Genomic DNA, 19,810 nt, shown 5'->3' with positions numbered 1-19,810 from the left:
TTAGCTTATCTACCCCGCCAGGGGCCGAAGGGGCCGAAGCTACCCCCTTGAGGGAAGTAGGGGCAGGTGGGATACCCGGGGCCCTGGGGTGCGCCGGGACCCACGGGCTGGCCCGTACGGCGGCCGTAGGCCTGGGCTCCCCAGGCGGGACCATAGACGAAGCCTGCATTGGGCCCGATCTCCCGTTGGAGCATGGCCCGGACCACCTGTTGGGTGCGGGCCTTCATCATGGCCGCCTGGGCCTCAGTGAGAGCCCCGGACTTAACCGCCTCCTCGATGGCAGCGTTGCGGATCTCCATCAGTTGGGCTTCCAGCTTAGCGGGGTCCACTCCCAGCTCCTGGGCGATCTGGGCCAGGGTTTTCCCCTGTTGGTGCAGGGCGATGAGCTCTTCCGGGGTTACGCCCAAAAGGGCAGCCACCTCATCGTGGAGGGTTCCCGCAAGCCCCGTGGTCACTCCCAGCTGCGGGGAAGCCATACCGGTCCCTGGCACGTTGGGACCCCCAAGGCCCCCCCTAGGCCCGTAGGCCAGCGCCAACCCTACCGCCGCGAGCCCTACAATAGCGATCCAAGCTTTGCCTTTCATGATCCCTCTCCTTTCCGACCCGGGCTTCCTCACCCCAGGTCGGCTTAAGGCTAGGCCTGGTCGGGTGAAAGAGGGAGGCCGGTACTGTGAACAGAAGGTGAACGACTAGGTTTTAAGCAAGCTAAAAAGAGGCCAGTGTTTTTTGAGAAGTTCCGGGTGCCACTGTACCCCCAGGAAAAGGGGGTGGCCCTCCAGGGCCACCGCCTCCACCAGGCCATCCGGGGACAGGGCGATGGGTTTTAGGCCTCTTCCCAGTGCCTTGATCCCCTGGTGGTGGTAGGAGTTCACCCGGAAGCTAGGGGGGAAGAGGCGGGAGAGGGGGCTTTCGGCCACCAGCTTCACCCCATGGGCCAGGGCAGGAGGGGGACTTTTTTGTTGGTGCTGGATCTCGTGGAAGCCCTGGGCCTCGAGGTCCTGGTAAAGGGTTCCCCCCATGGCCACGTTCATCACCTGGATTCCCCGGCAAATCCCCAAGGTGGGAAGGCCCTTTTCCGCTCCGTAGCGAGCCAAGAAGATCTCGTGCTCGTCCCGCTCAGGAAGGACCTCGCCTAGCCTAGGATGGGGTTCTTCCCCAAAGCGATCCGGGTCCACATCCCCTCCCCCAGGTAGGAGCAGGCCGTCCAGGTGGGGGAGGATCTTCTCCAGGGCCTCCGGGCCCTGGGGCGGGAGGAGAACATAGGCCAGGCCCTGGGAGGAGAGGGCTTCCAGATAGAACTCCAAAAGGCCCCAGAACCTTTTGGCTAGGAGGCCCTCGGCCATGCGGTACTGGGTGGCGATGCCGATGAGGCGCATGGGCCCATGCTACGGCAAGGGAGGGTTTTGGGTGGGCGTCCTCGAGCTTTGGCCTCCTGGGGGTTTGCTAGCGGCCCATGTGGACCAGATAGCGGAAGCCCAGGGGGGGTATGCTCACCTCCCTCCGGTACGTGCGCCCCTCCAAGGGGTCTTGCCACCCTCCCGGGGGCAGGGGAAGGATGGTGGCCTCGAGGCCGCTGTTGAAGGCGGAAAGCACCTCCCCCTCCCCAGGCTCGCCCCGCAGGAAGGCCAGCAGGTGCCCCTCGCCAAGGTAGGTGCGGAACACCGCGCTCCTTAAGGCGGGAAGCTCCCGGCGCAGCTGGGCCAGCCCCTGGTAGAAGGCCAGGGTTTCCCCATGGCACCTCTCCCACTGAAGGGGATACCGCTGGAGATCATGGGGAGACTCGGCTGGCCGCTCCCCGGTGAAGCCGCACTCATCCCCCTGGAAGGTTACCGGGACCCCGGGGAGGGCATAGAGCAGGGCAACCGCAAGCCTTTGCCGGGCTCGGGATTCCGGGCTTGGGGTGTCCTTGAGGCCCCCGCCCCCGAGCTCGGTGAGCAGGCGGGCGGTGTCGTGGGAGGTGATCAGGTTGAAGCCCATGCCGGCCACGGCCTCGGGGTAAAGGGCGTATACCCGCGCCAGGTCCGCAAGGGCCCGGCGGGCGTTGTAGAGGGCCAGGTGGCCGCCTTTGGCGAACCGCAGGAGAATATCCCTGCCTATGGCGTAGTTCATGAGGGAGTCAAACTCGTCCCCTTGGAGCCAACTTGGGTCCCTCTGCCACACCTCCGCCACCAGGTAGGCATCGGGCCTGATGGCCTTCAGCTCGGCCCGCATGTCCCTAAAGAAGGCGTGGGGGTCCAGCACGTCCCCGGGCACATCCACCCGCACCCCGTCAAAACCAAAGCGGATCCAGTACTTGGCCACCTCCATCAGGTAACGCTTGACCCCGGGATGGGCGGTGTTCAGCTTGGGCAGGCTTCCCAGGCCCCACCATCCCTCGTAGGCGGCTCCGTCCCCGGGCACGAAGGGCCAGCGTTTGACAAAGTACCAGTTCCAATACGGGGAACGGGGGCCCCGCTTCACCACGTCCTGGAAGGCCCAAAAACCTAGGCCGGTGTGGTTGGGCACGAAGTCGAAGATCACCCGCATGCCCCGGCGGTGGGCCTCGTCCAAAACCCTTCGCAAAAGGTCCTTGTCACCAAACTTGGGTGAGACCTTAAGGTAGTCGTGGGTGTCGTAGCCGTGGGCTGAACCGGAGTCAAAAAGGGGATTGAAGTAGATCAGGGTCACCCCCAGGGCCTCGAGGTGGGGAAGCTTGGCCAAGACCCCGGCGAGATCCCCTCCGAAGTACTGGTGGCAACAGTGCAGGGGGGAAGGGGGGTCGGTCCAGCGGGAAAGGTGGGGTTTTGGACCTCCGGAGCGCTGCCAAAGGAGGTTGTACAGGTACTCGTCGCTCTCCAAGGCAAGGGCATCGTTTTGGGGATCCCCGTTGTAAAAGCGCTCGGGGAAGATCTGGTACCCCACGCCCCCGCCCACCCAGGGGACCTGGGAAAAGGGGCGGGTGGGAGGGCGGAAGGGCCCGAAGGCCTCCTCCTCCCCACCTTGGGTCTTGATGAGGATGCGGTAGGTCTCCGGTGCCGAAGGCAGCGCCACCCGCCACACCTCCGTTCCTGGGAAAACCAGCTGGCGGTGCATGGGGACCTTTCCCAGGAAGGGGGCCTCGAGCCAGGCGGCGGCCACCGCCCCTTCACCAGCGGTAAAGCGGAGGGAAAGCTTGCCGTCCGCCACGGAGACGTACTGGGCCTTTCCGGGGTCGTGGGCGAACTCCAGGGCTACGGGCCCTGTGGGAGGCGGGGATGGGGCCATGGCCTGGACCAGGATCACGGCGTTTTGGCCCCCAAACCCGTCGTCCACGCAACCCGCCGCCGTGGGGTCCACCATGGGCGTGCCGAAGGTGGGATCGTGGCACATGTCCTTGGGCCACTGGCCGTTGATGAAGAACTTGTACTGGTGTTCTCCAGGGTCCAGGTCCACGGTGACCGCCCAGGACCCGTTTTCCCTTTGCATGGGGGTTTCCCCCCACTGGTTGAAGGAGCCCCTTAGGCTGACCGACCGCACCTCGAGGCCAGGGGGAGGGGTGTAGCGGAAGGTGACCGGTACCGCCAGGGCTAGGCTTAGGCCTATCCAAACCGCCAGGATCCTCAGCATATGGCCTCCTGTCCCTGCAGCATAAAAGCGCTTCCATTATAGGCTAATCCTGGTGGAACCCCTCGCCCGCCGGAATGCTCCTGGCATCTGACCCCTAACCCGCGGGGCACAGGCCCCCCCCTTGGTCCAGCCGTGCGCGTGGAGCGGGCCTTGGGGCTCATCCCCATGGCCCTCGTGCAGGGCTAGAGCCTCGCCGGTTCTGGGGTGGGGGGAGGGCACCAAAGGGGATTGGGCGACCCTTTGGGGTAAGGGTGGGGCCCCTGCCCCCAATGTACCGCCGCAGGAGGGGATACCGGGGGGTAAACGGAGATGGGTTTTAGGGTCCAAGGAGGAGCCCTAGAACCATACCCGCCCCGTAGCCCAGCGAACCCCCGAGGAACAAAGCCCTTGCCGTGCTTTCAGGGGTAGGGGAGGGGGCCTCTTCGTTGAGGGCGTACGCTCCTGGTTTGCGCAGACGCACCCCAAGCCTCAAAGCCAAGGCGGCCATGGGAAATCCCGCGTTGGGGGAAGGGGTCTTGGGAGCCTCCCTAAAAAGCCTGAGCCAAAGCCTGGGGGGACATAGGAGGAGGCCGGTGATGCGAGCGGGAACCAGGTTAAGAAGGTCGTCGGCTCGGGCGGCCACGGTGCCCCGGGAGCCATGCTGGGGATAGCCCCACATGGCGTCGGCGGTGTTGGCATACCGGTACAGGGCTGCCCCGGCCAGACCGAAGAGGGCGTAGTAGAGGAGGGGGGCCAGGAGGCTATCCGAGAGGTTTTCCGCCAGGCTCTCCAAGGCTGCCTCCCGTATCTCCTCCGGGGAGAGGTCCTGCGTGGGGCGGCTCACGATCCGGGAAAGCCTGCCCCTGGCCTCCTCCAGGTCCCGGCCCAAGGAGGCTTCCACCGCCCGCACCTCCTCCAGGAGCATCCGCAAGCTGAAAAGGGGCTTTAGGAGAAACCCTAAGGCCACCCAGTCCCAGGCCAGGGGCCTCAGGAGGAGGTCCAGAAGGAGGGCGGGGAAGGTGAAGAGGAAAACCCCGAGGCCCCAGTAGAAGGCCCCGGACCAGAAACCCCGCACCCGGGGCCAGGCCCAGGCCAGGTACCGGCCCATGAGGACCACGGGATGAAAGCGGGCCGGGGGTTCCCCGAGGAGGGCATCCAGGAGGAGGGCGAGGAGAAGGGTCATGCTCCGGGCGCCAGCTGGTCCAAAACGCGCCTGGGCCAGTCCAGGATCAAGGCGCTTCCCGGTGGGATGAGGCCATCCTCCCCCAGAGCCCTTAAGGCCGCCCGGATCACCCCTCCGTGGGTAAAGAGAAGGGCGGGACCGGCAAGCCCTTCCAGAAAGCGGAAAACTCTTTCCTGGAAGGCCTCGAGGCTCTCCCCCCCAGGGGGGCTGAAGCCCTGGAACCGGAGGAGGGCCTCCTGGTACCCGCGCTCCAGCTCCTCCCACAGGGTACCCTCCAGGGCGCCAAAGTGGATCTCCCTCAAGGCGGGGGCCAGGCTTGGTTGGAAGCCCGCCAGGGTAGCGGTTTGCCAGGCCCGCTTTAGGTCCGAGCTATGGGCGGGGAAGGAGGGAAGCCTCCCCTTTAGGCCCAGGGCCTGGGCTTCCCCCAAGGGGGTAAGGGGCAGGTCGGTCCAGCCCAAAAGCCGGTGTTCCCGGTTCCACTGGGTCTCCCCGTGGCGCACCAACCAGAGCTCCACGGGCTTTAGCTTATACTCCGGGCGTATGGGGTACCAGGAGGTTCTAGAGGCGGCCCAGAAGCGCATGGACCGGCTTACCAAGCCGCCCCGGTCCTTAGGGTACCTGGAGGAGGTAGGGATACGGCTTGCCGCCATCCAGGGAAGGCTGAAACCGGAGCTGGGCCCAGGGGCGGTGGTGGTGGCCGCCGCCGACCACGGGGTGGTGGCGGAAGGGGTTTCCGCCTACCCCCAGGAGGTCACTTACCAGATGGTCCTGAACTTCCTCCGGGGAGGGGCGGCCATCAACCAGCTAGCCCAGGTGGCAGACTGCCAGGTCTACGTCCTGGACGTGGGGGTAAAGGGGGAGTTGCCTGACCATCCGGGTTTGCTTAAGCGTAAGGTGCGCCCGGGGACGGGAAACCTGGCCAGGGAGCCCGCCATGACGCTTCTGGAGGCGGAAAGGGCCTTAGAGGCGGGAAGGGAGGCGGCCCGTTGGGCCGTGGACCGGGGAGCCAGGGTGCTGGCGGCGGGAGACATGGGCATCGGCAACACCACCGCGGCCAGCGCCCTCACCGCTGCCCTCTTGGGCCTTGCCCCGGAGGCGGTGGTGGGCCCGGGCACGGGGGTGGGGGAGGAGGGTCTTGGGCGGAAACGGGAGGCGGTGGCCCGGGGTTTGAGCCGCCTGCGCCCGGGGATGCACCCCTTGGAGGTGGCGGCGGAGCTGGGAGGACTGGAGCTTTTGGCCATCGCGGGGGTCTATCTGGAGGGGTACGAAAGGGGTCTTCCCTTGGTCCTGGATGGCTTTCCCGTTTCCGCCGGGGCCCTTTTGGCCTTTAGGCTGAATCCCCGGGTAAAGGACCACCTCTTCGCCGGGCACAGGAGCCGGGAGCCCGGGCACCGGTACATCCTCGAGGCCCTGGGCCTAAGGCCCCTATTGGACCTGGACCTGGCCCTGGGGGAGGGAACAGGGGCGGTGCTGGCCATGCCTTTGCTGCGGGCGGCGGCCCGCATTCTGCACATGGCCACCTTCGAGGAGGCGGGGGTTTCCGACCGCGCCTAGGCCCATGCTCCGCGCCCTGCGCCTGGCCTTGGGCCTTCTCACCGTGTATCCCCTGGCCCCCAAGGGGACCAGTCCGGAGGACTTTCGGCGAAGTACCCTGTTCTTCCCCTTGGCGGGCTATGCCCTCGGGCTTCCCCTATTCCTCTTGGCCCTTCTCCCCCTTCCCCAGGGGTTCTTGGCGGCCTTGCTACTCGCCTGCCTTTTGGGCCTCACGGGGTTTTTGCACCTGGACGGGCTTCTGGACTCCGCCGATGCCCTTTTGGCCTCGAGATCCAAGGAGGAAAGGCTTCGCATCCTTAAGGACCCCCACCTGGGTCCCTTCGCCTTTGGGGTGGGGGGGCTTTACCTCCTCCTCCTTTGGCAGGCCTTGGCCCTGGGGCCCGAACCCCTTTTCCTCCTTCTCCTCCCCGGCTTCGCCCGCTTCGCCATCCTACCCTTCCTGAACCGGTATCCCCTTCTGCACCCGGGGATGGCTGGGCTCATCCGCGGGGGGCCGGTTTGGGGGGCCTTCCTCCTCGCCCTTCCCTTTCCCCTCCTTTACCCCTGGCCTGCCCTTTGGACCGTGCTCGCCGCCTACCTGGTGGCCCGCTTTGCGGTGGCCCGCCTGGGCGGGATCAACGGGGATGTCCTCGGGGCCATGATCGCCCTCTCGGAGCTTGGGGGCTTGTTAGGCTATGCCCTATGGAAGAGCCTAAGCGGGTGAAGCCGTACGTTAAGCCCGAGGGGGAGCGGTGGGGCCTCCTTTTGGTCTACACGGGGGACGGCAAGGGCAAAAGCACCGCCGCCTTCGGCCTGGCCCTAAGGGCCCATGGCCGGGGCCTAAACGTTCGCATCTTCCAGTTCCTTAAGCACCAAGGCGCCCGCTTTGGGGAGCACCGGGCCCTGGCCCGGCTGGGCATCCCCATAGAGGGCCTGGGGGATGGCTTCACCTGGAAAAGCCGGGACCTCAAGGCCTCCAAGGCCCTGGCCCAAGAGGGCTGGGAGCGGGCCAAGAAGGCCATCCTCTCGGGGGAGTGGGACCTGGTGGTCCTGGACGAGGCCACCTATCCCTTGCGCTACGGATGGGTTTCCCTGGAGGAGTTCGTGGATGTCCTAAAGCACCGGCCCTCCCACGTGCACGTGGTGGTGACGGGCCGGCTTGCCCCGGGGGCCCTGCTGGACGTGGCCGACACGGTCACGGAGATGCGCAAGGTCAAGCACGCCTTTGACCAAGGGGTTCCGGCGCAAAGGGGGATAGAGCACTAAAGCCTAAGGGCCCGGCCCGCCACCATGAGGTAAACCTCCTTTGCCTCCCGGGCGAAAAGGGCATTCACCTCCCCTAAGAGGTCCCGGTAGCGCTGGGCCAAGGGGTGGGCGGGCACGATCCCCATGCCCACCTCATTGCTCACGGCGATGACCCGCTTGCCGCTATGGCGTAGGGTTTCCAGGAACTGCCTGGCCTCCTCCAAGGGATCCAGGCCCCTTTCCAGAAGGTTGGCCACCCAGAGGGTCAGGCAATCCACCACCACCGTGGGGTGGTGGGCCTTGGCCAGGGCTTCCACCAGGTTCAGGGGTTCCTCCAGGGTTTGCCAGGTGGGGGGGCGCTCGGCCTGGTGGCGGGCGATCCTGGCCGTCATCTCCTCGTCCCGGGCCTCCGCGGTGGCGATGAGGGTGGCCAAGGGCCCGGCCAGGCGTTGGGCGTGGCGGCTTTTGCCGCTTTTCGCCCCGCCTAGGAGAAGGACGAGGCCGGGGCTAGGGGGAGGGTCTGGGGTCTTTGGCCAGGAGGCGAGGGACTGGGGTTTTCCCCCAAGCCCCAGGGCCCGGTGAAGGGCCTTCAGGTCCAGGTGGTTCTCCAGGGCTTGGGCCAGCTCTTCCAAGGAATCCTCCAGCCCCTTGGCCTCCTTACCGAAGAGGGCCCGTTGCACCCCGGGGTTTTCCAGGAGGCCGTGGAGCCAGGTGGCGAGGAGGGAGCCTTCCTGGTGGAGGAGGGGCAGGCCCTGGCCGTGGTGGATCTCGTACCCCTCCACCTCGAGGCCATTCAGGCTGCTCCAAAAGCCCCGCAAGCCCTCCAGGCGGATGCGCCTCTCTTCCAAGGTCTTGGACCCTTCCAGCCGCACCTGGAAGGGAAGTAGGCCGAGCCCGGGGAAGTGGCCGCATTTCTCCACCCCCTCCTCGTCCCAGATGGCCTCGGAAAGCATCTCCGCTCCGCCGCAGACCGCCAGCACCGGCTTGTTCTGGGCCAGGTGGCCTTGGATCAGGGGTAGGAAGCCCCTTAGCCAGGGGAGGTCCTCTGCGGGTAGCCGGCTTCCCGGAAGGATGAGGAGCCAGGCTCCTTCCGCCTCCTCGGGGGTGCGGGCGTGCACCAGTTGGGCCAGCTCGCTTAGGGGCCAAAACTCATCCAGGTTGGAGGTATGGGGGTAACGGAGCACCGCCACCTTGGGGCCCAGGCCCGGCTTTGGCCGATGGCGGAACCCATCCTCCTCGGGAAGCTCCAGCCCCAGCATGGGTAGGGTTCCCAGAACGGGTACCCCGGTCCACCCCTCCAGAAGCCCGTAGGCGGGCTTTAGAAGCTCCAGGTCTCCCCGAAACTTGTTGAGCACGAACCCCAGTAGCCGCTTCCGGTGCTCCCCGAGAAGGGCCCAGGTGCCGTAGAGGGCGGCCAAGGCGCCGCCCTGGTCCACATCCGTCACCAGCAGGGCCTTGGCCCCCGCCCACTCGGCCACCTTCAGGTTGGGAAGGTCGGGCCAAAGGTTTCGTTCCACGGGGCTTCCCGCCCCTTCCATCACCACCAGGTCGTACTCCTGGAGAAGCCCTTCTAGGGCCTCCCGCACCGTCCCATCCAGATGGGCCCGCCGCTCCTGCCAGGACAGGCGGGAGAGCTCCGGGCTGGCCCGGCCCAGGAGCATGACCTGGGAACCCCTTTCCCCCATGGGCTTCAGGAGCACGGGGTTCATGCGGGGCTCAGGGGGAACGCCCGCCGCCATGGCCTGGAGCCACTGGGCGCTGGCCATCTCCCCCCCCACCACCACCCGGGCGTGGTTGGACATGTTCTGGGCCTTGAAGGGGGCTACCCTTAGGCCCAGGCGCTGGAAGTGGCGGAGGAGTCCTGCCGTGAGGAGGCTTTTCCCCACGCCGCTTCCCGTGCCCCAGATGGCAAGCGCCTTGGCCCTCATGGCACTCCCCCACTGGGGCGGCCAGGACCTGCCCTATCCCCCCCGGGGACCAGACCGCGTCCTAGGGGATCCCGGTTCAAGGGTAGGCGGGCATGGGGGCTGAAGGGATAGAGGGCCTCCCATAGCCAAGCTGTCTCCTTGAGGCAAGGGGCCAGGTCCTTCATCCCCTCAGTGTACCCGGGCCAAGATCTCCTTTAGGGCTTGCAAAAGGGCCTGGATGGCCTCCTCCCTTTGGGCGGAAAGCCTGAGCCACTCCCCTAGGCCAAAGCTGGTGGCGTCCCGCACCCGGATGCCCTCTTCCCGGAGGGCTCTTGCCACCTCCGTGGCCCGACCCACCCGCACCAGGAGGAAGTTGGCGGGGCTTTCCCGCACCTCGAGGCCCAGGCCCCTCAGGCCCTGGGCCAGAAGGCGCCTAAGCCTTTGGAGCTCCCTTTTGCTCTTTTCCAGCCACGCCTGGGCCCTGGGGTCTAGGTGGCCTTCCAGGAGGGCTTCCCCGTACACGGAAACCGGCCAGGAAGGGGCCAGGTGCTGGAAATAGGTGAGGTCCAAGGGGGCTACCAGGTACCCGGCCCGCACCCCCGTAAGGCCATGGGCCTTGTTGGGGCCAAAGAGGAGCCAAGCTTCCTGGGGCAGGGGAGGAGGGCCCTCCAGGAGGGGATAATAGGCCAGGTCCAGGACCAAGGCTCCGCCCGCCCTTTCGGCCGCTTCCTCCAAAAAGGGGTAAACCTCCCCCGTGGGGTTGTTGGGCACGCAAAGAAAGGCCAGGGAGCTTCGCGGAAGAAGCCTTAGGAAGTCCTCCGGGGTTTCCGCCTCCCAAAGGGGTAGGTCCAGGGCCCTGGCGGCCCGGGCGTACTCGCTGAAGGTGGGCTTCAGGAGGAGGATGGGGCCCCTTAGGTAGTTCCAGCGGGCCAGGCGGTGGATGAGCTCGCTGCTGCCCGTGCCCACCGCCACCTGTTCCATGGTGACCCCGTGGGCTTCCGCCAGCATTTGCCGAAGGTTCCGGTAAAGGGGGTCGGGGTAGCGGCTTGGGTCCTTCGCCTCCAGGTACTCCAGGATCACGGGGTTGGGGCCCAGGGCGTTGGCGTTGGTGGAGAAGTCGTAAAGGGGCTCAGGCCCCCCGTCGGGACCGCCATGGATGGGCTTCAAGACGTCGTCCAACATAACCCCATGTTAGGGCGGGGTTCCTGAGGGCATCTTAGGTGGGGCGACGATCTCGGGTAGGGAAGGGGGGTGGCTTGGAAATGGCGGTGGACCAAGGTCTGGCCCCACGCCGCAGGAATGGGTGCCTGGCGTTAGGCGAGGATCCCCTAGGGTCGCATGGGAGGGATAGTCCAGGTGCCCTCTCCTCCGGTACCCCATCCGGCTGGCCAGGCGCACGTAGTGCCTGGGGTCCTGGGGGGGCGAGGACCGGGAAGGTGTAGCGGACCTCCTCCCCTGGGGGTGGGCCGTGGAACCGGCTGCGGGCCTCCAGGAGGGAGACAGGGCCTAAGGGTGTTCGCCGGAGCCCGACTAGGAAGCCGGGATGGCCGGGATAGAGCTTTGCAGAAGGTCAAGGAGCTCTTGAGAGCAGGAAGTGAATGGTATTCTAGAGCCAGCTGGCTTCGGGAAGGGCGCTAAAACCAACCCCCAGGGGGTGTGCGTAGGGTAGGATGGGCGGAGGATGAGCCTCGAGGGCCTTTCCGACGAAGCCCTCCTAGCCCTGGTGGCTAGGGGCGAGGAGGAGGCCCTCCGGTGGCTCTTCCGGCGCTACGCGGGGGCCTTTTTGGGCCTGGCCCGCAGGATGGGCCTAGACGCCAATGCCCAGGAGGATGTGGTGCAGGAGGCCTTTGTCAGGGTTTGGAAAAACGCCCGCCAGTTTGACCCCCGGCGGGCCTCGGCCCGGGCCTGGCTCCTGGCGGTTGGTCACCACACCGCCGTGGACTTCGTCCGCCGCCTCGAGGCCCGCCCCAAGCCCCTGGAGCCCCAGGGGGAGGAGGCGGAGGAGGCCTTCGACCTGCCTGGGGACGGCCTGGACGAGGAGGGCCATCTGGACCGTATCCGTCTCCAAGGGGCCCTAAGGCACCTGGACCCAGAGGAGCAGGAGGTGATCCAGATCCTCTACTACCAAGGCCACTCCCACCAGGAGGCCGCGAGGCTTTTGGGGATCCCCCTGGGCACCCTAAAGACCCGGGTTAGGCGCGCCCTGCTGCGCCTCAAGGAGGTGCTCCGTGAGCCCTGAGGAGGTGCGCGACCTCCTGCCCCTCTACGCCTTGGGTGCCCTCTCCCCGGAGGAGCGCTCCCGGGTGGAGGAGGCCCTGTCCCGTTACCCCGAGCTTTGGGCCGAGGCCAAGGCCTTGATGGAGGCCGCTTCCCAGCTGGCGGAGGGGGTTCCTCCTGCCCCCATTCCCCCGGGCCTCGAGGCCAAGGTGATGGCCCGCATCCGCGCCCTCCGGCGCCCCTCACCCTGGGGCTGGGTGGGGCGGGCGGCGGCGGTCCTCCTCCTGCTGGCCCTGGGGTATGGGGCCTTCCTGGGGGGAGGCTGGCTCTTGGCCCTGCGGGAGCCCACCACCCAGGTCCTTACCCTGATGAGCCCCCAAGGGGAGGTGGTGGGCCGGGTGATCCTAAGGGCTGACCGGACCGCCCTGGTCCTGTTGAACCGGTCCAGCCCCAGGGGAAAGGTGTTCCAAGCCTGGGGACTGGGTGGAGGCGACCCCATGCCCCTATCCACCTTCCGTCTGCCCCTAAAGAGCCTTCGCCTACCACCAGAAGCCCTCGCCATAGCGGTTTCCCTGGAGCCCCCTGGGGGAAGCCCCAAGCCCACCACCCTGTTCGGTCTTCCCCGCTAAATCCAAAACCCCACCTCCTTGCGAAGGGGAGAGCGAGGGGGCAGAGGAGCCCTCTCACGGGAGGTGAGGTTATGCAAGAGAAAACCATGGTGCGCAGGCAGTTTGTGAAGGTGTTGACCGCGGCCGGGCTCTCCACGGCCTTTGCCAAGGGGCTCCTGGGCCAGGCCCTGGCCCAGGCCAAGGGGGTGGAGGACCTGGACATCCTCAACCTGGCCCTCACCGCGGAGTACCTGGCCAGCGACTTCTACACCCGCGCCCTCATGGTCCCCTTCCCCGGGGAGATCCGCGACTACCTGGCCGAGGCCCTCAAGCACGAGGAGGCCCACGTCCAGGCCCTGAGGGACACCATAGCGGGGCCCTTCAAGGCCACCCCGGTGGCCCGGCCCCAGTTCACCTATGGGGACCTGCGGTTTGATGCCGCCAGCCGGCTTAGGGTTCTGGAAACCCTGATCGCCTTGGAGACCGCCTTCACCGGCGCCTACCTGGGGGCCATTCCCCTTATCCAGAACAAGGCGGTCCTCTCAGCGGCGGCCAGCATCGCCATGAACGAGGAGGCCCACCTGGCCCTGGCCCGGGACGCCGTGCTTGAGCTAGGGGGTAAGGTAGAGGGTCCCCAGACCCCCGTGGGCCGGGCCTTCGCCAAGGCCATCACTCCGGAGGAAGCCACCAAGGCGGTTCAGGGCTTCATCCGCAAATAGGGGGTAGGGTGAACCGTAGGGACGCGCTGACCCTGGCCGGTCTACTGGGAGCAGGCTGGGTGGCGGTGTTTCTGGACTCGGCCCGGGCCCAGGGGGGCCTGGTCCGGGCCGTCCTCCTGACGGGAGCGGAGGTGGTGCCGAATCCCGTGGACACCCCGGCCCTGGCGGTGGTACGGGTGGAGGTGCAGGGGCCAAGCCTTCTGCTCCAGGGGGCGGTGGCCAACCTGGCGGGGCCCTTCCGCGACTACACCCGGGACCCGGTGGAGGATCCTGTCCTCAACGCTCGGCTCACCAGCGCCGTTCACCTCCACCGGGGCCCCCGGGGACAGAACGGACCCTTGATTCAGGCTCTGCGGGTCAACCCCGCACCGGATGGGAGGAGCGCCACCTTTGTGGACCGGATTGAGCTTAGCCTCGAGGACCGCTCCCGGCTTTTCCGGGGAGAGCTCTACCTGGACATCCACACCACCGCCTTCCGTGCCGGGGAGCTACGGGGGCAAATCCCAGTGCGGTAGGAGATGGGAAAGGGAGGAGATATCCCATGAAAAAGGCCCTTTTAAGCCGTAGGGAGGCTTTGCAACGCGCGGGTTTGGTAGGAGCGGGGTTGGTGATGGGTGGGGGCGGCCTGGTGGCCTGCTCCCCTGGCATGGGGCAAAGCCCTAACCAGGACGTGGACATCCTCAACTTCGCCTTGAACCTGGAGTACCTGGAGGCGGCCTTTTACCTGGCCGCCGTGGGCCGCATCGGGGATATACGCAACCTGGGGGGCAACGCGGAAATCCGCCTGCCCCAGGGTTTCGACGGCACCCAGCCGGTGCCGGGCCTGAGCCCGGCGGTGAGGCAGTTTGCCGAGGAGCTGGCCGAGGATGAGCTGGCCCACGTGCGCTTCCTGCGCCAAGCCCTGGGGAGCGCGGCTGTAGCCAGGCCCGTCATCGACCTGGACCAGGCCTTCCGCGAGGCTGGCCGGCTGGCCAGCAATGGGGCCATCACCAACTTTAACCCCTTTGCCAACGAGCTTTTCTTCCTGCATGGGGCCTTCATCTTCGAGGATGTGGGGGTGACGGCCTACAAGGGGGCGGCACCCCTCATCACCGATAGAAACAACGTGCTGGACCCTGCCGCCGGCATCCTGGCCGTGGAGGCTTACCATGCGGGGGCCACCCGCCTTTTCCTCTACCAGAGAAAGGATGAGCCGGTGACCCCAGACCTCACCGTGGAGCAGGTGGTTCAGGCCATCAGCAACCTCAGGGCCCAGGTGGGCGGGGGTAAGGACGAGGGGATCACCAAGATGGGAAAGGCCAACCTGGTCCCCGCGGATGCCAACGGGGTGGCCTTTGGCCGCACGGTGAGCGAGGTGCTTAGGATCGTCTACCTCACCGGCAACACCGGCGTCAGCATGGGTGGGTTCTTCCCCCAAGGCCTGAACGGCCGTTTCCGGACCTCGTAGGACCCGGGGTAGGGCTATGGGGGGGCAGCCCTTGGGCTACCCCCTTTTGTCCCCTACCCCTCAAAGAGGCCTGGCTAGATGAGGCGAAACCCCCTTCCCTCGTAGAAGGTGGGCCAAGGTCCAGACCCCCTCTGCCACCCGGTGGGTCAGGGCCTGGAAGGGCCCAGCGTCCACAAGGTAGGCCTGCCGTCCCCGAAGATAGCGGTCCAAATACCCTCCTCTTGCCCGGTGGTCCGCCACCGCGGCCAGGGCCTCCTCGAGGCTGTAGCCGCAGAAGGCCATAAAGACCACCTCCGCTTCCGGGAGGTCCATGGGGTCCACCCGCAGGCTGGGCGTACCCGGCTCAGGCCCCAGGTACCGGCCCCCAGCCAGGGCCACCAGCTCCGGTACCCAGTGCCCGCCCAGGTAGGGGGGGTCCAGCCACTCCAGAAAGGCCACGGAGGGACGCCTAGGGGGAGGCGGGGGCAGACGGGAAAGCCCTTCCCGTATCTCCTGAGCCAAATGCCTTCCCCTCTCCTCCACGTCCAGGGCTTGGGCCAGGGCCCGTATATCCAGGAAGAGCCCTTCCAGCTGGGTGCCCCGGAGTTCCAACACCCTGGGGGGCCTTGGGAAGAAGGCGGTGGCCAGGGCCGCCTGCTGGGGGGTGACCGCGCACACCTGGCAGACCCCTTGGCTGACCAGCAGGTCTGCCTCTAAGACCGCCAGGACCTCCCCCCGGATCTTGTAGAGGGGCTCCCCCCTCCCGTGGGCCTCCCGCACCCGCCGGTCGATCTCCTCCTGGGGGAGGCCCTTGGGGATAAGGCCTTCCGTCACCACGGGAACGCCTTGGGGATTAGGACAGCTGTGGCTTACCCCTACGGGCTCGAGGCCCAAGGCCCTTAGGAGGAGGGTTCCCGAGGGCACCAGGCTGACCACCCGCACCCTCTTAGCTTAACCCTCTTTCCTCTTTTAAATCTTTGACCATTACCTGACGAAAGGCCTATAGCGACAGGAGGTGATGCGCGTGGCAAAGGCTTTCATTGGTGAGCTTCTTGGAACCTTTCTCCCGGTCCTTCTGACGGTGGGCAGTGCGGCCGATGCGCTGCTGGAGCTCCGGCTCTCCCCGGGTGCCTACGGCTATGACGCCATCGCCTTGGGATCGGGGCTGGCGGTGCTGGTGGGGGTTCTGGCCAGCCGGCCCCTTTCCGGGGCTCACTTGAACCCGGCGGTGACCTTGGCCCTAGCGGCTTTTGGCCTCTTTCCCTGGCGCCTGGTTCCCCTTTACCTGATAGGGCATTTACCGGGGGTTTCCTGGGCGCTTTAGGGGCCTTCCTGGCCTACCGGGAGGGGCTTATTGCCCAAGGGATGCCCAACGTGTTCTCCACGGGACCGGGCTTCCTGCGCACCGCGCCCGAGGCCCTTTATGGCTGGACCGGCCCGGCGGTGGCCGAGGCCCTGGGCACCTTCGCCATCATGGCCGTCATCCTGGTGGCCGCACGGGACACCCGGCTTCTTCCCCTCTTTCTGGGCCTCACCGTGGCGGCGGTGGGCTATGGTCTGGGAGGGCCTGGCGGCTTTGCCCTCAACCCTGCCCGGGACCTTTCCCCCAGGCTTCTGGCGGGCCTTTTGGGGGTAGAGGGAGCCGCTAGCCCCTATCTTCTGGTCCCGGCCCTCTTCCCCCTTCTGGGAGCCCTGGGGGCCACCCTCCTCTACCACCGCCTTGGGGTTTTCAAGGGCTAGCCCTCGCAGGCCCGGCAGGAGAGGAGGAGGTCGCGGCTATAGGCCTGGGCGGTGCTCGTGCTGAACTGGTAGTAGAGGGCCTTGAGGCCGCCTCGCCAGGCGTGCAGGTAGAGCTCGTTCACGTCCTTGGGCGGGGCCTCAGGGTGGATCACCAGGTTCAGGGACTGCCCCTGGTCGATGTACTTCTGCCGCCCGATGGCCAGGTTGATGAGGGTCTTCTGGGACACCTCGGCGAAGGTCTTGAAAACGTCCTTCTCCTCGTCCGAGAGGAAATCCAGGTGCTGCACGGAGCCGTTCCTCTCCAGGATGCTCCGCCACACCCTTTCCTCGTCCTTGCCCTTTTGCCGAAGCAGCTCTTCCAGAAAGGGGTTCTTGAAGGGCACCCGGGCCTTTTGCAGGTCCTTGAGGTAGTAGTTGCTGGTGTAGGGCTCGATGGAGGGGGAAACCTGCCCCAGGATGAAGGAGCTGCTCTTGGTGGGGGCGACGGCCAGAAGGGTGGCGTTTCGCCTTTCCATGACCTGGGCCAGCTCGTCCTCAGGGTGGCGCTTTCTCAGCCAGCGGCTTGCCTCCTCCGCCTTCTCGCGGATGGTCTTGAAGATGAGGTTGTTGAGGAACAGGGCCTCGGGATTCTCCAGGGGGATCCCCTTGGACTGCAGGTAACTGTGCCAGCCCAGGACTCCGATGCCGATGGCCCTATACCGCTTGGCAAAGCGCACGGCGCGTTCCATGTAGGGGATGCCCTCCGCCTTTTCAATGAAATCGTCCAGCACCGAGTCCAGGAAGATGGTGAGGGTTTCCACGGCATCCGTGTCCTTCCACTCGTCAAAGTGGAGAAGGTTTAAGGAGGAAAGGCAGCAGACGAAGCTCTCCTCGGGGCCGGAGGGGAGCATGATCTCGGTGCAGAGGTTGGAGGCGTGGATGATCTTCCCCAGTTTCTTGAAGATCTCTGGGGCATGGCGGTTGGCGTTGTCCCGGAAGAAAAGGTAGGGAATCCCCACCTCCGCACGGCTCTTGAGGACCTTGGCCCACCGTTCCCGCTTCTCCCTGTCCCCGGCGATGGCCTCCTCCAGCCAGGCATCCCCCACGGAGACCCCCCAGAAGAGGGACTGGATCTCCCCTCCTTCCCGTTGGATTTTCAGCCACTCTTCAAAATCAGGGTGCTCTATGGGGATGTAGGCGGCGCACTGGCCCCGCCGGGTTGAGCCCTGGTTGAACACCTCGATCACCCGGTCAAAGAGGGAGGCGAAGGCGTAGGAACCGTTGCTCTCCCCATTGTCCCGGATGGGGGCTCCCCGGGGGCGCAAGGTGCCCAGGTAGACGGAGGTTCCCCCGCCCTGCTTGCTCATCATGCCGATCTCGGCCACCGCCTTGAGAATGGAGGCGGTATCGTCCTCCACGTAGGTGCCGTAGCAGGAGATGGGAAGGCCCCGCCTGAGGCCATAGTTGGCCCAGATGGGGGTGGCCAAGGAGTACCAGCCCCTGGCCATGTACTCCTGGAATTTGCGGGAGAAGCCCTCTATGCGGGTCAGGGCCTCCGCCCGGTGGGCGATCTCCCTCACCCGCTCCTCCACCGTCACCCCGGGGAGCAGGTACCCCCGGCTCATGTAGAGCCTCGTCCACTCATTGGCCCAGTACCAGGGCTCGTATTCCCTTTTGGTCTTTAGCATCCTCGCCTCCCCTTAGAAAAGGCTTTCCGGGTCGTAGCTTTGCACCCTGCGGGCGTAGGCCACGCTCCTCTTGTTGAAGAAGTCCACCTCCTTGTCCGCCAACAGCTCCAGGTCAAACCACTCCGTGTCCTTCAGGAGATCCCTTTGCACGGGGAAGGGGGCGGGAAGGCCATGGAGGGAGAGGGTCTGGTTGTACCGCCACTTCAAGAACTCCAGAACCTCATCCCTTGCCACCGCCGCCACATCCCCTTGGGCGAAGATCCAGTCCAGCAGGGCCTCCTCCGCGCGGAAGAAGGCCCGGACTGCGTCCAGCACCTCCTCCTCGAGGGGGGGGCGGAAGAGTTCCGGCCTTTCCTCCTTGAGGATGCGGAGGAGCTCCACCCCGAAGAGGCCGTGGAGGTTCTCCTCCTTGCTGGTGGCCTCGATGGCGTTGGAGATCCCCTTGAACCGGCCTAGGCGCTTGTTCAAGGCCATGAGCACGTAGAACTGGGAGAACAAGGAGGCGTGTTCGGTGAAGGCGGAGAAGAGGAGGAGGGCCAGGGCGTAGTCCCTAAGGCTACCCTTGTGGGCAAGGGCCAGCACCTCTCCCAACCGGCGGTGCCTTTCCCGGAGGGCGGTTTCCCTTTCCAGGGCTTCTTGGAAGCGGTCCTCGAGGCCCAGGAGCTCCAGGAGGTGGGCGTAGGCGTTGGCATGGCGCACCTCGCTTTCCGCAAAGGTCATGCCCACCTCCGCCACTTCGGGTTTGGGGAAGACCTCGTAAACCCTGGCCCAGAAGAGCTTCACGGAAAGCTCCACTTGGGCGATGGCGAGGAGGGAGCGCTCCACCAGGGAGCGCACCTCCTTGGGGGCGAGGGCGTAGTCCTGCACGTCGGCGGTGTAGCTAAACTCCGTGTGGAGCCAGTAGCTGTGCCGGATGGCGTCCCGATAGTCCAGAAGCCTGGGGTACTCGTAGGGGCGGTAGTGGGGTCTAGGTTCTGTCAGCATCCTTTCCTCCCATGCGCTCCCTTAGCTTTTTGGTGGCTTCCACCATGTTCCTGAGGTTGGCCACGGCCTCCTTCGGCTTCCGGGTTTTGAGGCCGCAGTCGGGATTCACCCACAGGCGCTCCGGGGGCAGGTGCCGCAGGTAACCCTGGAGCCGGGCTAGGATCTCCTCCACCCTGGCCTCCAGGGGGGAGTGGACGTCAAAGGCCCCGGGGCCCAGGTCCACGGGGAGGTCCGCTAGGGCCTCCAGGAAGCCCGGGTCCTGCCTGGCCCCCTCGAGGCTCACCACATCCGGGTCCATGGCCTCCAGAAAGGGCCTTAAGGCGGCGTAGTCGGAGTAGCAAAGGTGAAGGTGCACCTGCACCCCAGGGCCCAGGCCCCCCACCACCCGTGAGAAGGCCTCCCCCACCAGGGCCAGATAACCCGCGTGGTCCTCAGCCCGTAAGGGGAGTTTCTCCAGGAGGGCGGGCTCATCCACCTGCACCACTCGGATGCCATGGGCGGCCACCTCCCTCACCTCCTCCCTCAGCGCCTCCGCCAGGGCCAAGACGGCTTCCCGGAACCCTACCCCCTGGGGCAGGTAGCTCCAGGCGGCCAGGGTGATGGGGCCTGTGAGAATGGCCTTTACCGGCTTGGGGGTTAGGCTTTGGGCGTAGAGGGTTTCCTCCAGGACCAAGGATCCCCGGCGCTTGGGCGGGGCAAAGAGGATGGGGGGGCGCCAGACCCGGCTCCCGTAGGAGAGGACAAAACCCCCCTGGGTGGTGTGGAAGCCTTCCAGGCGCTCCGCAAAAAACTCCACCATGTCGCTTCGTTCTGGCTCCCCGTGGACCAGAACGTCCAAGCCCAGCTCCTCCTGAAGGCGGATGTTCTCCCGGATGGCCTCCTGTATCCTTGCCCGGTAGGCCGCGGGGTCCAGCTGCCCTGAGCGCAGGCGCCGGCGGAGTGCCCTCAGTTCCTGGGTCTGGGGAAAGCTGCCGATGGTGGTGGTAGGAAAGGGGGGAAGGCCCAGGTCCTTTTGCG

Annotated in this window: 20 protein-coding genes and 1 pseudogene; 10 read left to right on the top strand and 11 right to left on the bottom strand. The window is 66.3% G+C overall.

Features of this window, described 5'->3' with window-relative positions:
• Positions 1–5: 5 nt before the first annotated feature.
• From L0C59_RS04740 to L0C59_RS04720, 5 genes are all read right to left on the bottom strand, one after another.
• On the bottom strand, positions 6–476 hold the full coding sequence (locus tag L0C59_RS04740; protein ID WP_243090060.1) for a DUF2680 domain-containing protein: 471 nt from the start codon (positions 474–476) through the stop codon (positions 6–8).
• 213 nt (positions 477–689) lie between these two features.
• Positions 690–1,376: a gamma-glutamyl-gamma-aminobutyrate hydrolase family protein gene (locus L0C59_RS04735; protein ID WP_243090059.1), complete on the bottom strand. Its 687-nt coding sequence runs from the start codon at positions 1,374–1,376 to the stop codon at positions 690–692.
• 67 nt (positions 1,377–1,443) lie between these two features.
• Complete coding sequence (locus L0C59_RS04730) at positions 1,444–3,585, bottom strand: alpha-amylase family glycosyl hydrolase (protein ID WP_243090058.1); 2,142 nt, start codon at positions 3,583–3,585, stop codon at positions 1,444–1,446.
• A gap of 316 nt (positions 3,586–3,901) precedes the next feature.
• Positions 3,902–4,747, bottom strand: a complete 846-nt coding sequence (cbiB, locus tag L0C59_RS04725; protein WP_243090057.1) for an adenosylcobinamide-phosphate synthase CbiB — start codon at positions 4,745–4,747, stop codon at positions 3,902–3,904.
• A complete protein-coding gene (locus L0C59_RS04720) occupies positions 4,744–5,262 on the bottom strand; it encodes a histidine phosphatase family protein (RefSeq protein WP_243090056.1) in 519 nt (172 codons plus the stop codon). Before L0C59_RS04720 ends, cbiB begins: the two co-directional genes overlap by 4 nt.
• Positions 5,263–5,287: 25 nt before the next feature.
• Between L0C59_RS04720 and cobT the strand changes: the two genes are divergently transcribed.
• From cobT to cobO, 3 genes are read left to right on the top strand one after another with little or no spacing between them, the layout of a single operon-like run.
• Positions 5,288–6,301 (top strand): nicotinate-nucleotide--dimethylbenzimidazole phosphoribosyltransferase, encoded by a 1,014-nt coding sequence (cobT, locus tag L0C59_RS04715; RefSeq protein WP_243090055.1) that lies wholly within the window; start codon positions 5,288–5,290, stop codon positions 6,299–6,301.
• Between the two features lie 4 nt (positions 6,302–6,305).
• On the top strand, positions 6,306–7,004 hold the full coding sequence (locus L0C59_RS04710; RefSeq protein WP_243090054.1) for an adenosylcobinamide-GDP ribazoletransferase: 699 nt from the start codon (positions 6,306–6,308) through the stop codon (positions 7,002–7,004).
• Positions 6,983–7,546, top strand: coding sequence for a cob(I)yrinic acid a,c-diamide adenosyltransferase (gene cobO / locus L0C59_RS04705; protein WP_243090053.1), 564 nt, complete (start codon positions 6,983–6,985; stop codon positions 7,544–7,546). Before L0C59_RS04710 ends, cobO begins: the two co-directional genes overlap by 22 nt.
• On the opposite strand, the gene L0C59_RS04700 is transcribed toward cobO, so the two are convergent.
• Positions 7,543–9,453: a cobyric acid synthase gene (locus L0C59_RS04700; protein WP_243090052.1), complete on the bottom strand. Its 1,911-nt coding sequence runs from the start codon at positions 9,451–9,453 to the stop codon at positions 7,543–7,545. The genes cobO and L0C59_RS04700 overlap by 4 nt on opposite strands.
• A gap of 168 nt (positions 9,454–9,621) precedes the next feature.
• Positions 9,622–10,614 carry a pyridoxal phosphate-dependent aminotransferase gene (locus L0C59_RS04695; protein WP_243090051.1) on the bottom strand — a complete coding sequence of 331 codons (993 nt, stop codon included), beginning with the start codon at positions 10,612–10,614 and terminating at the stop codon, positions 9,622–9,624.
• A gap of 499 nt (positions 10,615–11,113) precedes the next feature.
• On the opposite strand from L0C59_RS04695, the gene L0C59_RS04690 reads away from it, so the two are divergent.
• The 5 genes from L0C59_RS04690 to L0C59_RS04670 all read left to right on the top strand — a co-directional run bounded on the left by L0C59_RS04690 (position 11,114) and on the right by L0C59_RS04670 (position 14,423).
• Entirely contained in the window at positions 11,114–11,671 is a 558-nt protein-coding gene (locus tag L0C59_RS04690; RefSeq protein WP_243090050.1) for a sigma-70 family RNA polymerase sigma factor, read from the top strand.
• The gene (locus L0C59_RS04685; RefSeq protein WP_243090049.1) at positions 11,661–12,278 is read left to right on the top strand and encodes an anti-sigma factor; all 618 of its coding nucleotides are present in this window, start codon (positions 11,661–11,663) and stop codon (positions 12,276–12,278) included. Before L0C59_RS04690 ends, L0C59_RS04685 begins: the two co-directional genes overlap by 11 nt.
• 71 nt (positions 12,279–12,349) lie before the next feature.
• The gene (locus L0C59_RS04680) at positions 12,350–12,976 is read left to right on the top strand and encodes a ferritin-like domain-containing protein (RefSeq protein ID WP_243090048.1); all 627 of its coding nucleotides are present in this window, start codon (positions 12,350–12,352) and stop codon (positions 12,974–12,976) included.
• 8 nt (positions 12,977–12,984) lie between these two features.
• Positions 12,985–13,491 (top strand): CHRD domain-containing protein, encoded by a 507-nt coding sequence (locus L0C59_RS04675; protein ID WP_243090047.1) that lies wholly within the window; start codon positions 12,985–12,987, stop codon positions 13,489–13,491.
• Positions 13,492–13,517: 26 nt separating this feature from the next.
• The gene (locus L0C59_RS04670; RefSeq protein ID WP_243090046.1) at positions 13,518–14,423 is read left to right on the top strand and encodes a ferritin-like domain-containing protein; all 906 of its coding nucleotides are present in this window, start codon (positions 13,518–13,520) and stop codon (positions 14,421–14,423) included.
• Positions 14,424–14,483: 60 nt separating this feature from the next.
• Here L0C59_RS04670 and L0C59_RS11120 read toward each other — a convergent pair whose 3' ends face one another.
• Positions 14,484–15,344: a TroA family protein gene (locus tag L0C59_RS11120; RefSeq protein WP_341474737.1), complete on the bottom strand. Its 861-nt coding sequence runs from the start codon at positions 15,342–15,344 to the stop codon at positions 14,484–14,486.
• 76 nt (positions 15,345–15,420) lie between these two features.
• On the opposite strand from L0C59_RS11120, the gene L0C59_RS11115 reads away from it, so the two are divergent.
• Complete coding sequence (locus tag L0C59_RS11115; protein ID WP_279232522.1) at positions 15,421–15,726, top strand: aquaporin; 306 nt, start codon at positions 15,421–15,423, stop codon at positions 15,724–15,726.
• A 41-nt stretch (positions 15,727–15,767) separates the two neighbouring features.
• A complete protein-coding gene (locus L0C59_RS11110; RefSeq protein ID WP_279232521.1) occupies positions 15,768–16,142 on the top strand; it encodes an aquaporin in 375 nt (124 codons plus the stop codon).
• Here L0C59_RS11110 and L0C59_RS04655 read toward each other — a convergent pair.
• From L0C59_RS04655 to L0C59_RS04645, 3 genes and pseudogenes are all read right to left on the bottom strand, one after another.
• On the bottom strand, positions 16,139–17,809 hold the full coding sequence (locus tag L0C59_RS04655; RefSeq protein WP_243090045.1) for a ribonucleoside-diphosphate reductase subunit alpha: 1,671 nt from the start codon (positions 17,807–17,809) through the stop codon (positions 16,139–16,141). The genes L0C59_RS11110 and L0C59_RS04655 overlap by 4 nt on opposite strands.
• A 12-nt stretch (positions 17,810–17,821) precedes the next feature.
• Entirely contained in the window at positions 17,822–18,793 is a 972-nt protein-coding gene (locus L0C59_RS04650; protein WP_243090044.1) for a ribonucleotide-diphosphate reductase subunit beta, read from the bottom strand.
• Positions 18,777–19,810: pseudogene (locus L0C59_RS04645) on the bottom strand (5-methyltetrahydropteroyltriglutamate--homocysteine S-methyltransferase); the annotation flags it as partial. The pseudogene L0C59_RS04645 and the gene L0C59_RS04650, both read right to left, overlap by 17 nt.

The organism is Thermus neutrinimicus (assembly GCF_022760955.1).
GTDB classification, from domain to species: domain Bacteria; phylum Deinococcota; class Deinococci; order Deinococcales; family Thermaceae; genus Thermus; species Thermus neutrinimicus.
Note: the sequence above shows the minus strand (reverse complement) of the source record. Positions and strands in the feature narration are given on the sequence as shown.

Excerpts from the sequence above, each read along its gene's own strand:
- L0C59_RS04740 (WP_243090060.1), bottom strand. The coding sequence starts at position 476 with ATGGCTTCCCCGCAGCTGGGAGTGACCACGGGGCTTGCGGGAACCCTC.
- L0C59_RS04735 (WP_243090059.1), bottom strand. The coding sequence starts at position 1,376 with ATGCGCCTCATCGGCATCGCCACCCAGTACCGCATGGCCGAGGGCCTC.
- L0C59_RS04730 (WP_243090058.1), bottom strand. The coding sequence starts at position 3,585 with ATGCTGAGGATCCTGGCGGTTTGGATAGGCCTAAGCCTAGCCCTGGCG.
- cbiB (WP_243090057.1), bottom strand. The coding sequence starts at position 4,747 with ATGACCCTTCTCCTCGCCCTCCTCCTGGATGCCCTCCTCGGGGAACCC.
- cobT (WP_243090055.1), top strand. The coding sequence starts at position 5,288 with ATGGGGTACCAGGAGGTTCTAGAGGCGGCCCAGAAGCGCATGGACCGG.
- L0C59_RS04710 (WP_243090054.1), top strand. The coding sequence starts at position 6,306 with ATGCTCCGCGCCCTGCGCCTGGCCTTGGGCCTTCTCACCGTGTATCCC.
- cobO (WP_243090053.1), top strand. The coding sequence starts at position 6,983 with ATGGAAGAGCCTAAGCGGGTGAAGCCGTACGTTAAGCCCGAGGGGGAG.
- L0C59_RS04700 (WP_243090052.1), bottom strand. The coding sequence starts at position 9,453 with ATGAGGGCCAAGGCGCTTGCCATCTGGGGCACGGGAAGCGGCGTGGGG.
- L0C59_RS04695 (WP_243090051.1), bottom strand. The coding sequence starts at position 10,614 with ATGTTGGACGACGTCTTGAAGCCCATCCATGGCGGTCCCGACGGGGGG.
- L0C59_RS04690 (WP_243090050.1), top strand. The coding sequence starts at position 11,114 with ATGAGCCTCGAGGGCCTTTCCGACGAAGCCCTCCTAGCCCTGGTGGCT.
- L0C59_RS04680 (WP_243090048.1), top strand. The coding sequence starts at position 12,350 with ATGCAAGAGAAAACCATGGTGCGCAGGCAGTTTGTGAAGGTGTTGACC.
- L0C59_RS04670 (WP_243090046.1), top strand. The coding sequence starts at position 13,518 with ATGAAAAAGGCCCTTTTAAGCCGTAGGGAGGCTTTGCAACGCGCGGGT.
- L0C59_RS11115 (WP_279232522.1), top strand. The coding sequence starts at position 15,421 with ATGCGCGTGGCAAAGGCTTTCATTGGTGAGCTTCTTGGAACCTTTCTC.
- L0C59_RS11110 (WP_279232521.1), top strand. The coding sequence starts at position 15,768 with ATGCCCAACGTGTTCTCCACGGGACCGGGCTTCCTGCGCACCGCGCCC.
- L0C59_RS04655 (WP_243090045.1), bottom strand. The coding sequence starts at position 17,809 with ATGCTAAAGACCAAAAGGGAATACGAGCCCTGGTACTGGGCCAATGAG.
- L0C59_RS04650 (WP_243090044.1), bottom strand. The coding sequence starts at position 18,793 with ATGCTGACAGAACCTAGACCCCACTACCGCCCCTACGAGTACCCCAGG.